Below are 14,193 nucleotides of genomic sequence, written 5' to 3'. Positions count from 1 at the left end.
AAATGCTGTAACCGCGCTGGCTTGCCCAAGGCAAGTCATGCAATGGCCCGATACAAGATCTGGCCATTGCATTGATCGGTCACATCGCCGCAGCTCTGTCAAACTGCGAGATAGGACGAGATGATCGAAGCCACGTCGTCGGATTGGGTATCGGTTGCCGGTTCGACGATGGCATCCGTGGCTTCGGTGTCGGATGCGCTGTTGGAATTGTCCGCCGAGTAGGACGAATAGCTTGCCATCCGATAAGACGATTCCATACTGGAGCTAGAGACACTGCCCGTATCACTTCTCTGCAGGGCCGCCACCTGAGCTGAGGTCATCGCCCCGATCTGACCTGCGGTGAAGGCGTGTGCCTGTTCCGTCGGCAGGGCTGACAGCACCGCCGTGCTGAGGCCCGTGATTGCCGTCGAACTAAGAGACATGATCTTTTCCGGTGAAAATGCCGTCAGATCATCCGCACCCAATGCCGCCGCCTGAATGGCGGTCAGCGCCCCGACCTGCGTCATCGTCAACGAGCCCAGCTGTGTGGTTGTCATGGCTGCGACCTGGTTATAACCAAGTGCCGCCATCTGGCCGGTCGTCAGCGCCCCGATATCTTCTGTCGTCAGTGCCGCCACCACCGAGGTTGGCAGGCCGCGGATGGCTGCGGTGTTGATCGCCGCCAGTTCTTCCGTCGAGAAAGTCGTCAGCTGCGAGGTCGTCAAGCCCGCAAGGCCCGATGATCCCAGTGCCGCGATCTGTGCAAGCGACAGCGCATCCAGCTGGTCGTTGCTCATCGCATGGATCTGGTCGCTGCTGAGGCCGGCGATACCGGATGTCCCGAGTGCGGCAACCTCATTGGCAGACAGGCTCGCGATGAAGGCGGTCGAAAGACCCTTCATGCCGGTCGAACTGATTGCAGCCAGCTTTTCCGGGGTAAGTACATCGAGTGCGCCAAGGCTGAAACCGCTGAGCGCATCCGAGGTCAAACTGGCGATCTGGCCCGTTGAAAGGGCATTGACCTGTTCCAGTGTTAGCCCGCTTGTCTGGCTACTGCCGAGACCGGCAATGCCAGCTGTACTCATCGCTGCAATCTGTGCCGTCGTCAGCGCGGCGATGTCGTCAGCGCCAAGGGCGGCCACCTGCTTGGAGCCGAGCGTCGCGATCTGGCTGGCGGAAAGCGCTTCCACCTGATTCACGCTCAAAGCGGCGATCTGGCTTGTCGTCAGTCCCGAAACGGCACCCGTGCTGAGCGCTGTAATCTGGCTTGTCGACAGGCCGGCAATGGCTGAGGTGGAAAGACCGGGAATCGCATTCGAGCTGATCGCGCCCAGTTCGGCAGTTGTGAATGTCGCGAGATCGTCTGCACCCAGTGCGGCGATCTGACGAGAGTTCAGTGCTCCGATCTGGGTGCTGGTCAGTGCCTCGACCTGATGACTGCTGAGTGCCACGATCTGGTCGGTGGTCAGTGCCGATGCGCCGCCAGAACTCAGGGCAGCCACCTGCGCCGTCGAGAGGTTGGCGATCACATCGGTTGAGATACCCGGTATGGCCATCGAACTGATGGCGGCTATCTCTGCCGTCGTGAAAGTCTCTATCGCATCGGCGCTCAATGCCGCGATCTGGCGCGATGTCAGCGCACCGATCTGGGTGGCATTGAGTGCCTCGACCTGCTCGGTTTTCAAGGCGGCGATCTGTGTGCTTGAAAGTCCGCTAACGCCGGCGGTGCTGAGAGCAGCAACCTGCGCAGTCGAAAGCGCGCCCAGATCATCCGTGCCCAGAGCTGCGACCTGACGCGAGGTCAGGGCTGCCACTTGCGCGGTCGTCAGCGCTTCGATCTGGCTGCTGCTCATAGCCGCGATCTGTGCCGTGGTCAGGCCGGAAATCGCTGCTGCACTGAGAGCCGCAATCTGAGTCGTTGAAAGGCTGGCGATCGCCGATGTCGGCAGGCCGGAAATCGCCCCTGATGTGATCGCCCCCATTTCTCCAGGCGTAAATGTATCGATGGCGCCTGGCGTCAGTCCACCCATTTGCGAGGACTGCAGTGCTGCGATCTGCGCGCTGACCAGTGCCTCAGCCTGGCTGGTGCTGAGCGCCGCAATCTGCGTGCTCGACAGGCCAGCAATGCCGTCAGACCCCAGTGCGGCGATCTGTGCGGTCGACAGTGCGGCGATGTCGTCGGTGCCGAAGGCTGAGACCTGCCTTGAGCCGAGTGCATGGACCTGGGCGGTTGTCAGGGCTCCGATCTGTTCGCTGCTGAGCGCCGCGATCAAATCCGTCGTCAGTCCGGTGATCCCAGAGGCGCTAAGTGCCGCGATCTGGTCGGTCGACAATGACGAGAGGACTGCGGTTGAAAGCCCGGCAAGCGCACCGGAGGTGAGCGCTGCAAGATCGTCATCGGAGAATTTGGCGAGATCGTCTGCTCCAAGCGCCGCCAGCTGTTTCGAGTTCAATGCCCCTACTTGCGTGGTCGTCAACGCTTCCGCCTGATCGGTGGAGAGCGCGGCGATCTGGTCCGCCGTAAGGCCGGCAATGCCGTTGCTGCTTAGGGCTGCGATCTGACCGGTGGTAAGGATGGCGACATTGGCCGTGCCCAGAGCTGCCACCTGTCTGGACGTCAGTGCACCGAGTTGGGCCGTCGTCAGCGCCTTGAGCTGGTCGCTTGTCAGCGCGGCAATGCGATCCGTGCCAAGAGCTGCCGCGCTTGTCGTGCTGAGGGCGGCAATCTGGGCGGTCGAAAGTGATGCCAGTGTTTCTCCTGTGATGCCGCCGATGGCACCGGAATTGATCGACGAGATCTCCCTCGTCGAGAAGGTCGCGATATCGTCTGCTCCAAACGCAGCCATCTGCGTGGCGCTCAGTATGGCGATCTGTGCGCTGGTCAATGCCTCGGCCTGATCGGTTCCGAGCGCCGCGATCTGCCGCGTCGTCAGGCCGCTGATACCGGATGGACTTAGGGCGGCAATCTGTGCCGTGGTCAGTACCGAAAGCGTGTCCGTGGAAAGTCCCGAAATGGCGCCGGAACTGATGGCGGCGATTTCGCGCGTCGTGAACGTCGCCAGGTCATCGGTACCGAGGGCGGCCAGCTGAGCGGAATTGAGTGCGCCGATCTGCGCGCTGGTGAGTGCCTCTACCTGTGCCGTTGAAAGCGCTGCGATCTGTCGAGTGGTCAGGCCGGCAATGCCGGCAGTGCTGAGCGCGGCAATCTGTGTCGTCGAAAGCGCTGCGATGGTTTCCGTCGGCAGGCCGGCAATCACACCCGCCGTAATGGCAGCGATATCCTTGTTCGAGAAGGTCGCGATCTCGTCCGGCCCCAGAACGGCAAGCTGTTTTGACGTCAGCGCCGCCACCTGGGCGCTGGTCAACGCTTCAGCTTGAGCTGTCGTGAGGATACCGATCTGTTGGGATGTCAGGCCGTTTATACCGGAAGAACTCAATGCCGCTATCTGCGCGGTCGAGAGCGCGGCGATATCATCCGTGCCCAAGGCGCCGATCTGCGCTGATTTCAACGCGTTCATCTGTCGTGTGGTCAGCGCGGCGATCTGGCTGGTGCCGAGCGATTCCATCTGTTCGGCAGACATACCCAGAAGACCACCTGTGCTGATGGCGGCAATCTGCGCGGTCGTCAGGGCGGCAAGATCGATCGTCTCGAAAGCTGCGATCTGCTTGGAACTCAGGGCCGCGATTTGGGCTGTTGTCAGTGCTGCCACCTGGCCCGTGCTCAACGCCTCGATCTGGTAGCTGTTGAGACCGGCGAGACCCGCGGGGCTAAGTGCGGCAATCTGTGCGGATGACAGCAACTCCAGATCATCGCCCAGAGCGCCGATCTGCGCTGCATTCAGTGCCTTGATCTGGGTCGTTGAAAGTGCCGCGATCTGGGTGCTGCCGAGTGCGTCCACCTGGATCGTGCTCAGCCCGGCAATGGCAAGTGTACTGAGTGCCGCGATCTGTGCCGTGGAAAGTGCCGCGATTGCAGCCTCGCTCAGGCCTCCGATCGCACGATTGCTGATGGCGGCGATCCCGGCCGTCGAGAATGCTGCGAGGTCCTCCGGCTCAATGGCGGATAGCTGGGTCGAGCTCAACGCACGAATTTGGGTCGTGGAAAGCGCCCCGAGCTGGGTGGGGGAAAGCTTGCCGATCTGGTCGGTTGTCAGCGCTGATATCGCTAGCGTGCTCAGGGAGGCAACCTGTCCGGAGGAGAGGCTGAAGAACGCTTCGTTATTCAGCCCAGCTATTGCGCGATTGCTGAGCGCAGCAATCTCCGTCGTCGAAAAAGTCGCAATATCATCGACACCCAGACCGGCGGTCTGGTTGGCAGTCAGTGCCTTGATCTGATTGATCGAGAATGCGTCGACCTGCGCGGTGCTGAGTGCCGCGATCTGGTCAGAGGTGAGGCCGGTTATGGCACCCGTGCTGAGTGCTGCGATCTGAGCCGGTGAAAGGCTGGCAAATATTTCCGGACCAAGGCCTGATATGGCGCTGGCTGACAGTGCCGCGATCTCGTCAAGGGAGAAGGTCGCCAGGTCATTCTTATCGAAGACCGATAGTTGCTCGGACGACATGGCTCTGATCTGCGTTACCGACAGCGCTTCGATCTGAGACGCGCTCATGACATCGATCTGTGCTGTTGTCAGTCGTGCGATGGCTGTCGTGCTTAAGGCTGCGATCTGTGCCGTTGAAAGGGCGGCGATGAAGTCCGTGTCGATGACGGCAATCTGGTTTGTTTTAAGTGCCATGATTGCGCTCGGATTAAGCGCTGCAATCTGGGCGGAAGACATGACGGCGAATGCAGCGGTGCTGAGACCCGGCATGGCCCGGTTGGTGATGGCGGCAATGTCCGCAGTGGAAAAGGTTGCGATGTCGTCTTCGCCAAGGGCGGCAAGCTGTTTCGATGTCAGCGCCCGAACTTGCTCGGGAGTCAATGCTTCCACCTGATCGACCGTCAAAGCGGTGAAATGAGCCGGCGTCAGCGATGCGATCTGACCCGTCGTTAAAGCTGCGATCTGTGCTGTCGTCAGAGTTGCGATTGCGGCCGTGCTGAGACCGGACAGCGACCTGCTGGCGATGGACGCGATCTCTTCGTTGGACAGGGTTGCAAGGTCATCTGTCCCGAGTGCCGAAATCTGCTGGCTGCTCATGGCGCGGAAATGAGTTCCGTTGAGCGCCTCAACCTGATCAGTGGACAAAGCGCTTATTTGCGCCGTGGTAAGCGCCCCGACCTGTGCTGATGTCAGCGCTGCGATCTGCGCCGACGACAAGGTGGAAATCCCGGAGGTGGAAAGGCCACTCACTGCCTTTGTGCTGATCGATGCGATCTCGTCCGGCGAAAAGGTGGCAAGCTGTTCGGTGCTGAGATAGGCAATCTGCCCTGTGCTCATTGCGCGGATTTGCAGTGCCGACAGGGCGTCCGCCTGAACCGTTGTCAGAGCAGTGATCTGTGTGCTGGTCAGCCCGGTCATGCCGTTGGCGCTAATGGATGCGATCTGTGTTGTTGAAAGTGCTGCTATGGCCGCTGTCGTCAGGCCGCTGATGGCCCGGTTGCTGATTGAAGCGATTTCAGCGTTGGTGAAGGTGGCGATATCTTCGGCATCCAATGCTGCAAGCTGCGTCGAGCTGAGCACTTTGACCTGCTGCACGGTGAGCGCTTCAACCTGTGTCGGCGACAGGCTTTGAATCTGTGCTGGTGTCAGGCTGGCAATGGCGCCGGTACTCAGCGCGGCAATCTGCTCCGGCGTCAGTTTTTCGATAGCTTCATTCGTCAGGCCCTGCACGGCTCTGTTGGAAAGCGCAGCAATTTCGGCGGTCGTGAATTGTGTAATGCCATCGGCACCAAGGGCTGTCACCTGGGCCGGTGTAAGCACTTTGACTTGCGTGATGGAGAATGCTTCGATCTGGCTTGCGCTGAGTGCTTCGATCTGCGCCGTCGTCAGTGTTGCCACGGCTCCGGTATTGAGTGCGCTGATTTGCTCGGTCGACAGGGTGGCAATGAAGCTTGTGCCAACAGCCGCGATTTGTGCCGCCTTGATGGCGCCGATCTGTGCAGTCTTGAGCGCAGCCACCTGAGCAGAGCCAAGATCCGCCAATACTGCCGGATTCATGCCGGCGATGGCATTGGAATTGAGTGCGGCGATCTCCTGGGTGGTGAAGGTCGCAAGGCCTGTGGTGCCCAGTGCAGTAATCTGTGCGGCGGTCAGTTCAGCCGCCTGTGCCGTCGAAAACGCTTCCGTCTGCCCGCTGGTCAAGGCAGCGATCTGCCCGGTCGTCATTCCGCCAACGGACTTGGGGTTGAGTGCCGCGATCTGCGCCGTCGTCAGCGACGTCATGGTTTCTGTCGTCAGGCCCGCAATCGCTCTGGCATTAATCGATGCCATGTCTGCCGTGGAGAATGTGGCGAGTTCGTCGGGGCCAAGCATCGCGAGTTGCGCGGAGGTCAGCGCACTGACCTGTGATTCCGTCAACGCTTCTGCCTGAAGTGTCGAAAAGCTGCCGATTTGAGTTGCCGTCATCGCCGCGACCTGGGCAGGTGTCAGGCTCTGGATGGCTCCCGGCGCAAGTACGGTCAGCTGGTCCAGCGAAAGGCCCACGATCGCTGATTGCGAAATTGCGCGAAGTTGCTGTGACTTGAGGACTTCGACGTCCTCTTTGTCCAGCGCGGCAATCTGTGCTGACGATAGAGCGTTGATCTGTGTTGTGGACAGGGATGCAACGTCTTCGGTCGACCACGCGGCAACCGACGCCGTCGGAAGGGACCTGATCTGGCTTGGGGTCAGATTGGAAACGATCGAAGTCATATGAACAGGTCCCGGTCTATATCGAACGAAATACGAATTTTCGAAGCGTAATCAGGCTTGTAGTTTATCCGGTCGCAACTTTTGGCTGTGCGATATCGCGCTGACCCTCACCCAATTGCGTCGGAAGTTATGCGCTGGGGCTTGCCTGAGCCTGAATTCGACAAGTGCTCACAAATCATTTTTGCCGGCATTTCAGATTGTTCGCTCCTGTAGACGATAGTCGTAAGACCAATGTTGGATTGGCTAAATCCGGGTTGAGGGTAGCCTTTGAACCTGCGCTCTTGAGGAGGGGTGCGACGTTTTCACCGACTTTGGGAGGAGTCACATGTCCAGTTTCATCACTACCCGTCGTGGTCTGTTGCGCACCGGCGCTCTGTCCGGTCTGGCACTGGCAGCACCGATGCATTTCGTGCGCGGTGCTTATGCGCAGGACAAATTGTCTTGCAACGTGCCGACCGGCGATACGGTCACCTTCGGTTTCAACGTGCCGCTGTCCGGCCCTTACGCCGATGAAGGTCAGGACGAACTGAAAGCCTACAAGCTGGCAGTGAAACACCTGAACGGCGAGGGTGATGGCGGCATGTTGCCGACCTTCTCGTCCAAGGCGCTGAAGGGCAATGGCATTCTCGGCAAGAAAGTCGCTTTCGTGTCCGGCGATACACAGACCAAGGCCGATGCGGCGCGCGACAGCGCCAAGCGCATGGTCGAAAAAGACGGCGCCGTGGTCATCACCGGTGGTTCGTCCTCCGCCGAGGCCGTTGCCGTGCAGAGCCTTTGCCAGGATCTCGGCGTGATTTTCATGACCGGCCTTACCCATTCCAACGATACGACCGGCAAGGACAAGAAACGCTACGGTTTCCGCCACTTCTTCAACGCCTACATGTCCGGCATTGGTCTCGGTCCGGTCATTGGCGAGGCTTATGGTTCCGACCGCAAGGCCTATCACCTCACGGCTGATTATACCTGGGGCTGGACGCAGGAAGAATCGATGAAGGCCGCCACCGAAAAGCTCGGCTGGCAGACGGTGAAGGCGGTGCGCACACCGCTCGGCATCGGCGATTACTCGCAGTATATTACCCCGGTTCTCAATTCCGGCGCCGACGTGCTGATCCTCAACCACTATGGCAAGGATATGATCAACTCGCTGACCCAGGCCGTTCAGTTTGGTCTGCGCGACAAGCAGGTCAACGGCAAGCAGTTCGAAATCGTCGTGCCGCTGTTTTCCGAACTGATGGCGCAGGGTGCGGGCGAGGCGATCAAGGGTATTTACGGCACTGCCAACTGGGACTGGAAACTGACCGACCCCGGCACCAAGGCTTTCACCCAATCGTTTGGCAAGGAGTACGGCACGCCGCCATCCCAGGCCGCCCATACCTGCTATGTGCAAGCCCTGCTTTATGCCGATGCCTGCGAACGCGCCGGCACTTTTTATGCGCCTGAAGTCATCAAGGCGCTGGAAGGGTTTGATTTCGACGGCCTCGGCAACGGCCCGACCCTTTACCGCGCCGACGATCACCAGTGCTTCAAGGACATTCTGGTCGTGCAGGGCAAGGAAGCGCCGAAGGACAAGTTCGATCTTCTCGAAGTCCGCAAGGTGATCCCAGCCAAGGATGTCACCTATGACGCCAAGATCTTTGGCGGTGATCTCGGCCCGGCTGACGCCAAAAAGTGCTGATCGTTACCTGATCCGGGCTTGATACCGGATACCGGCCGTCGGGCGCATTTCGCGTCCGGCGGGCTTGTCGCAATCCTCTTTTCATGGCGGTCTCATGGACGCGATACTGCTGCAGATTCTCAACGGGCTCGATAAGGGCGGCGCCTACGCCCTGATCGCGCTCGGCCTTACCCTTGTTTTCGGAACGCTTGGCGTCGTCAACTTTGCGCATGGCGCGCTGTTCATGATGGGCGCCTTCTGCGCCGTTGGCTTCAACAAGCTCTTGACGCTGCAATCGGTGACGATCGATCCGAGCCAGACTACACCCTGGGGGTCGCCCATGGAAGTGCGCCAGCCCTATGTCGAGGCATGGCTCGGTGAGAGCGGCAAGTTCCTCGTCGACTATTCGGTGCCGGCATCGATCCTGCTTGCCATTCCGGTCATGTTGATTGTCGGCATCGCCATGGAGCGCGGCTTGATCCGCCATTTCTACAAGCGTCCGCATTCTGAGCAGATCCTTGTCACCTTCGGGCTGGCGATCGTCATTCAGGAAATCATCAAACATTATTTCGGCGCCAACCCGATCCCGCAGCCGGCCCCGGCAGCGTTTCGCGGCACGGCGGCCGTGGGAGAAATGATCGGGCTCGGCCAAGGGCTGCCATATCCGTGGTGGCGGCTGATCTACCTGGCATTTTCGTTATCGATCATCGGTGCAGTGTTTGCCTTCCTGCGCTTTACCACCTACGGCATGGTGGTGCGCGCCGGCATGCGTGACCGCGAAACGGTCGGCTTGCTCGGCATCAATATCGAGCGGCGTTTCACCGTCGTGTTCGGCATCGCTGCTGTTGTCGCCGGTGTTGCAGGCGTCATGTACACGCCGATCCTGCCGCCGGACTATCATATCGGCATGGAATTCCTGGTCCTGTCTTTCGTTGTGGTCGTGGTCGGCGGCATGGGGTCGCTCGGCGGGGCGGTGCTGGCCGGTTTTCTGCTCGGCATACTGCAATCCTTCGCCTCGATGAACGAGGTGAAAGCGATCATTCCGGGCATCGATCAGATCATCATATATCTTGTGGCGGTCGTGGTGCTGCTCACCCTGCCGCGTGGCCTGATGGGGCGCGCCGGCGTCATGGAGGAATAAGCCGATGGCCCTCAATCTTTCGAAACAGGACTGGCTGCTGTTCCTTGGTTTTGCCTTTGTCGTTCTTACTCTGCCCATCAGCCTGCAGCCACTCGGTGCAGCCTATCCGGCGCTCATGCAGAAATTCTGCATCTTCGGTATCTTTGCCCTCGGCTTCAATATCCTATTCGGCTTGACCGGCTACCTCTCGTTCGGTCACGCCGCCTTTATCGGTATCGGCTCCTATGCGGCGGTGTGGATGTTCAAGCTTCTCACTATGAATGCTTTGCCGGCTATCTTTTTCTCGATGATCGTCGCAGGCCTTGTGGCCGTGGTCATCGGTTTTGTGGCACTGCGGCGCTCGGGCATCTATTTCTCCATCCTGACGCTCGCCTTTGCGCAGATGTTCTATAACCTCGCCTATTCGGTGCTGACGCCGCTCACCAATGGCGAAACCGGTCTGCAACTGACGCTCGGTGATCCACGCGTTATCGACAACATGACGGGCGCGGCTACCGGCGGCCTGCCGCGTGTCGAACTTTTTGGCATCGGTTTGAGCGGCGGCGGTTATGCCGGCTTCTATTTCTGCGCCATCATGCTGATCCTCTGTTTCTTCTTCGCGATCAAAATTTTCCGCTCACCCTTCGGCCTGATGCTGAGGGCGCTGAAATCCAACCAGAACCGCATGCGTTATACCGGCTTCAACAACCGCCCCTATCTGCTGGCCGCCTTCGTCATATCGGGTGTCTATGCGGGTCTCGCCGGCTCCTTGATGGCGGTTACCGATCCATTGGCCGGCGCCGAGCGCATGCAATGGACGGCGTCTGGCGAAGTGGTGTTGATGACCATCTTGGGTGGTGCCGGCACGCTGGTCGGACCGATCCTCGGGGCGGCCGTCATCAAATATTTCGAAAACATCTTTTCCGCCTTCAACGAACAAACCCTGCACCGAATTTTCGATTTCCTGCCCGACAGTATCGAAAACCCGCTGGTAAGCGTGTTGTCGCTTTTTGTCGGCGAGGGGTGGCACCTCACACTCGGCGTCATCTTCGTGCTGATCGTCATTTTTCTGCCCGGTGGCATCATGGAAGGTTTCCGGAGGATTTCCGGTCTCTTCAGACGTGGCGGCGGCGGAGGCAAACCAGCCATCGTTTCACATCCTCAGCCGGCCCAGCCGGTTCAGCCAGCGGAGTAACGGTCATGTCGGACAAGAATATCGTTCTCCACGTCGCGGATGTCAGCAAGCGCTTTGGTGGTTTGAAGGCACTGACCGATGTCGATCTGAGTGTTGCCGAAGGCACTGTGCATGCCATCATTGGCCCCAACGGTGCCGGCAAATCGACGCTGCTCAATGTCTGCATCGGCCGTATCCGGCCGGACCAGGGCCATGTTGTTTTCGCCGGCACGACGCTTGACCAGCAGCGTCCGCACGAGATCAACCAGCTCGGCGTCAGCCGCGTCTTCCAGACGCCGGAAATCTTTCCGGATCTTTCGCTTCTCGACAACGTCATGATCCCCGCCTTTGCCAAGCGCGATGGCGCCTATCGGTTTCACGCGCTGCAATCCGTCGAGAGCGAAAGCGAGATCCGTGATTCTGCCGAGTTTCATCTCGGTGATGTAGGCCTGCTGGAACGGCGTCACCAATTGGCAGGTTCGCTGTCGCGCGGCGACAAAAGGCGGCTGGAGCTTGCCATGTGCCTGATCCAGAAACCAAAACTGCTGCTGCTGGATGAGCCAACCGCCGGCATGTCACGCCATGATACCAACATGACGATCGAGCTTCTCAAACGCATCAAGGCGCGCGGCATGACCAAGGTCATCATCGAGCACGACATGCATGTGGTGTTTTCGCTCGCGGACCGCGTCAGCGTTCTGGCGCAAGGACGGATCATCGCCGATGGCCTGCCGGACGAGGTGCGGGCCAATCCCAAGGTCAAGGAAGCCTATCTGGGAGAAGCGCACGCATGAACGCCATGACCCGCCACAGTGAACTGAAAGGAGCCCAAAGCATGGAGCCGAGCCAGGAGAGGCCCTTTTTCAGCGTCGAGGACATCCATGCCTGGTATGGCGAATCCTATATCGTCCAGGGTGTTTCCTTCTCCATCGCCAAGGGTGAGGTCCTGTCGCTGCTGGGCCGTAACGGCGCCGGCAAGACCTCGACGCTGCGCACGCTCGCCCGGGCCGACAGCCCAGTGCTGAAGAGCGGCGAGATCTGGCTCGATGGCCAGCCGTTGCACAGGATGAAATCCTATCAGGCCGCACAGGCTGGCGTGCAGCTGGTACCGGAGGATCGCCGTATCATCGGTGGTCTGACAGTGGAGGAAAACCTTCTTCTGGCGCAGGTGTCGGGCCAGAAGGGCTGGTCGGTGGAAAAGATCTACGATCATTTTCCACGTCTCGCCGAACGCCGTACGCAGGAAGCCACCACCATGTCGGGGGGGGAGCAACAGATGCTCGCGGTGGCTCGTGCTCTTGCGCGCGATTTGAAAATTCTGTTCCTCGACGAACCTTATGAAGGACTTGCGCCGGTCATCGTGCAGGAGATTGAAAAGATCGTCCGGCAGATCCGCGATCTCGGCATCACCACCATCATTGTCGAGCAAAATGCTGTGGCGGCCCTGCGTTTTTCCGATCGGGCCGTGATCATGGATACTGGCACGGTGGTTTATAGCGGTGCCGCTGCCGATGTTCTGGAGAATGCAGAATTGCGGCATAATTATCTGGCTGTCTGACCGGATTTTGGAGTCCGCAGCATGCATGGGCGTAAATCTGCCCGTGCATGTCGGCCTTGCGGCATGCGCAAAAGACATTGTCATCCTATCCTGATATCAAATGACAAGAACGTTCCGCTCATCATGCGGAATGCGCGTGTATCGGATACGGGAAACTTCATGGCCATTGCAGTGACGGATGAGAACGCAGATGCCGTCATGGCACCTGAGGCGATCAACCTGCTTTCGCATTTCTCCATCGAAGTCACGCCGCGCACCGCCGCCAAGGTCGAGGACTTTCGCGCACTTCTGCCCGCCGGCACACGCGTTTATGTCGCCCATATCGAAGGCACGCCGATCGATGACATGGTGGCAACGGCGCGTCGCCTGACCTCCGAAGGTTTTGCCCCCATGCCGCACATCCCTGCGCGTGGCATTGCCGATGTTTCAACGCTGGACACGTGGATCGGACGTTACAGTGAGGAGGCCGGTGTGGAGCAGGCGTTGCTGCTTGGTGGTGGTTATGCCCGCCCGGCAGGTGATCTTGATAGCGTCACGTCCATGCTGGAAACCGGTCTGTTCGACCGTTACGGTTTCAACCGCCTGCATGTGGCCGGACACCCGGAAGGTAATCGCGATATCGATCGAGATGGCGGCACCATCAATGTCGATGCCGCCCTGCGTTCGAAGCACGAATACGCCCAACGCACCGATGCCAAGATGGCTGTAGTCACCCAGTTCGCTTTTGATGCCAAACCGGTCATTGCATGGGCTGAACGGATTTTCGCCAATGGCATCGACCTGCCGATCCATCTCGGCATTGCCGGACCGACCAAACTGCAGACTCTGATCAAGTTCGCGATTTCCTGCGGCGTCGGCCCGTCGCTTTCCATACTTCAGAAACGCGCACTGGATTTCCGAAAACTGCTGGTGCCGTTCGAACCGACCGATCTGGTCAACGAGATCGAGGCCTACTGCGCCACGCATCCGCAAAGCCGCATCGAACAGTGCCACTTGTTTCCGCTCGGCGGAATTGCCGCCAGTGCGACTTGGGCCAACGCGCGGGCGCAGAACGGTTTGGCTACTGCGATCTGATCGGAACGATCAATCGTCGGAATACCGCTCCTCGGCCCATGGATCACCCCGCATGTGATATCCATTCTTTTCCCAGAAGCCCGGCCGGTCGTCGCGCAGGAATTCGATGCGGCTTAGCCATTTGGCGCTTTTCCAGAAATAGAGATGCGGCACGACAAGCCGCACGGGTCCACCATGCTCTTCAGTGAGGGGCTGGCCTTCCCAGTTCGTCACCAGCAGCGCATCGTCTGCGGCAAAGTCGGAAAGCGGCAGGTTGGTGGTGTAACCATCGTAACTGGTCAACATCACCGCATTCGCCTCGTCCTTTGGCAAAACGAGATCGAGCAGGTCGCGTGTCTTCACGCCCTTCCAATGATTGTCGTAACGCGACCATGTTGTGACGCAGTGGATATCGGAGAGACTGTCGCTCTGCGGCAGGTCTTCGAAATCCTGCCAGTTCAGCGTTATCGGGTGCATCACCAGACCGCGCACATCCAGCCGCCAGCGCTCGCGGGAAATTTCCGGCTGTTGCCCGAGATCGAGTACAGGCCAGTTTTTCACCAGATGTTGGCCCGGCGGCAGACGTTCGGTTTCCGGTCGTGAAATCCGGCCGGTCAGAAATTTCCCTTCCGCCGCCCATTTCCGTTTTGTGCTGGTAAGCTTCGTCACCTCGGGTTCGGGCATATCGTCACTCATCGGCAGAGACCCGTCGTTGATTTGTGAAAGCGCAATTCTGCGCCGCCGCAGACCGTAAGTCCATCGCCGGCCAATCGCGGTAAATTTCCCATCTTGAGCTTGTCACGTAGCTGGCGCATATCTGCGCCGAAGATTGACAAGCACCCGTCAAATTAGAAAAGTGCCATC

The 14,193-nt window shown here is 59.3% G+C and carries 8 protein-coding genes; 6 read left to right on the top strand and 2 right to left on the bottom strand.

Annotation, left to right across the window (positions count from 1 at the left end):
- Positions 1-98 precede the first annotated feature (98 nt).
- Positions 99-6,770 carry a beta strand repeat-containing protein gene (locus tag GAO09_RS18570; protein WP_153355721.1) on the bottom strand — a complete coding sequence of 2,224 codons (6,672 nt, stop codon included), beginning with the start codon at positions 6,768-6,770 and terminating at the stop codon, positions 99-101.
- Between the two features lie 325 nt (positions 6,771-7,095).
- Between GAO09_RS18570 and GAO09_RS18565 the strand changes: the two genes are divergently transcribed.
- The 6 genes from GAO09_RS18565 (at position 7,096) to GAO09_RS18540 (ending at position 13,350) form a co-directional block, all read left to right on the top strand.
- Positions 7,096-8,445, top strand: a complete 1,350-nt coding sequence (locus GAO09_RS18565; protein ID WP_153355718.1) for a substrate-binding protein — start codon at positions 7,096-7,098, stop codon at positions 8,443-8,445.
- A 94-nt stretch (positions 8,446-8,539) separates the two neighbouring features.
- Positions 8,540-9,565 (top strand): branched-chain amino acid ABC transporter permease, encoded by a 1,026-nt coding sequence (locus GAO09_RS18560; RefSeq protein WP_153355715.1) that lies wholly within the window; start codon positions 8,540-8,542, stop codon positions 9,563-9,565.
- Positions 9,566-9,569: 4 nt separating this feature from the next.
- Positions 9,570-10,739, top strand: coding sequence for a branched-chain amino acid ABC transporter permease (locus GAO09_RS18555; RefSeq protein WP_153355713.1), 1,170 nt, complete (start codon positions 9,570-9,572; stop codon positions 10,737-10,739).
- 5 nt (positions 10,740-10,744) lie between these two features.
- Positions 10,745-11,512: an ABC transporter ATP-binding protein gene (locus GAO09_RS18550; RefSeq protein WP_153355711.1), complete on the top strand. Its 768-nt coding sequence runs from the start codon at positions 10,745-10,747 to the stop codon at positions 11,510-11,512.
- A 5-nt stretch (positions 11,513-11,517) separates the two neighbouring features.
- A complete protein-coding gene (locus tag GAO09_RS18545; protein WP_235938290.1) occupies positions 11,518-12,276 on the top strand; it encodes an ABC transporter ATP-binding protein in 759 nt (252 codons plus the stop codon).
- 159 nt (positions 12,277-12,435) lie between these two features.
- Positions 12,436-13,350 (top strand): methylenetetrahydrofolate reductase, encoded by a 915-nt coding sequence (locus GAO09_RS18540; RefSeq protein ID WP_153355707.1) that lies wholly within the window; start codon positions 12,436-12,438, stop codon positions 13,348-13,350.
- Between the two features lie 9 nt (positions 13,351-13,359).
- Here GAO09_RS18540 and GAO09_RS18535 read toward each other — a convergent pair whose 3' ends face one another.
- Complete coding sequence (locus tag GAO09_RS18535) at positions 13,360-14,025, bottom strand: sulfite oxidase-like oxidoreductase (RefSeq protein WP_153355705.1); 666 nt, start codon at positions 14,023-14,025, stop codon at positions 13,360-13,362.
- Positions 14,026-14,193: the final 168 nt, after the last annotated feature.

It is taken from the genome of Endobacterium cereale (genome assembly GCF_009617585.1).
Lineage (GTDB): Bacteria > Pseudomonadota > Alphaproteobacteria > Rhizobiales > Rhizobiaceae > Neorhizobium > Neorhizobium cereale.
The sequence above is the reverse complement of the archived record's forward strand: the minus strand, read 5'-3'. Positions and strand labels throughout refer to the sequence as shown.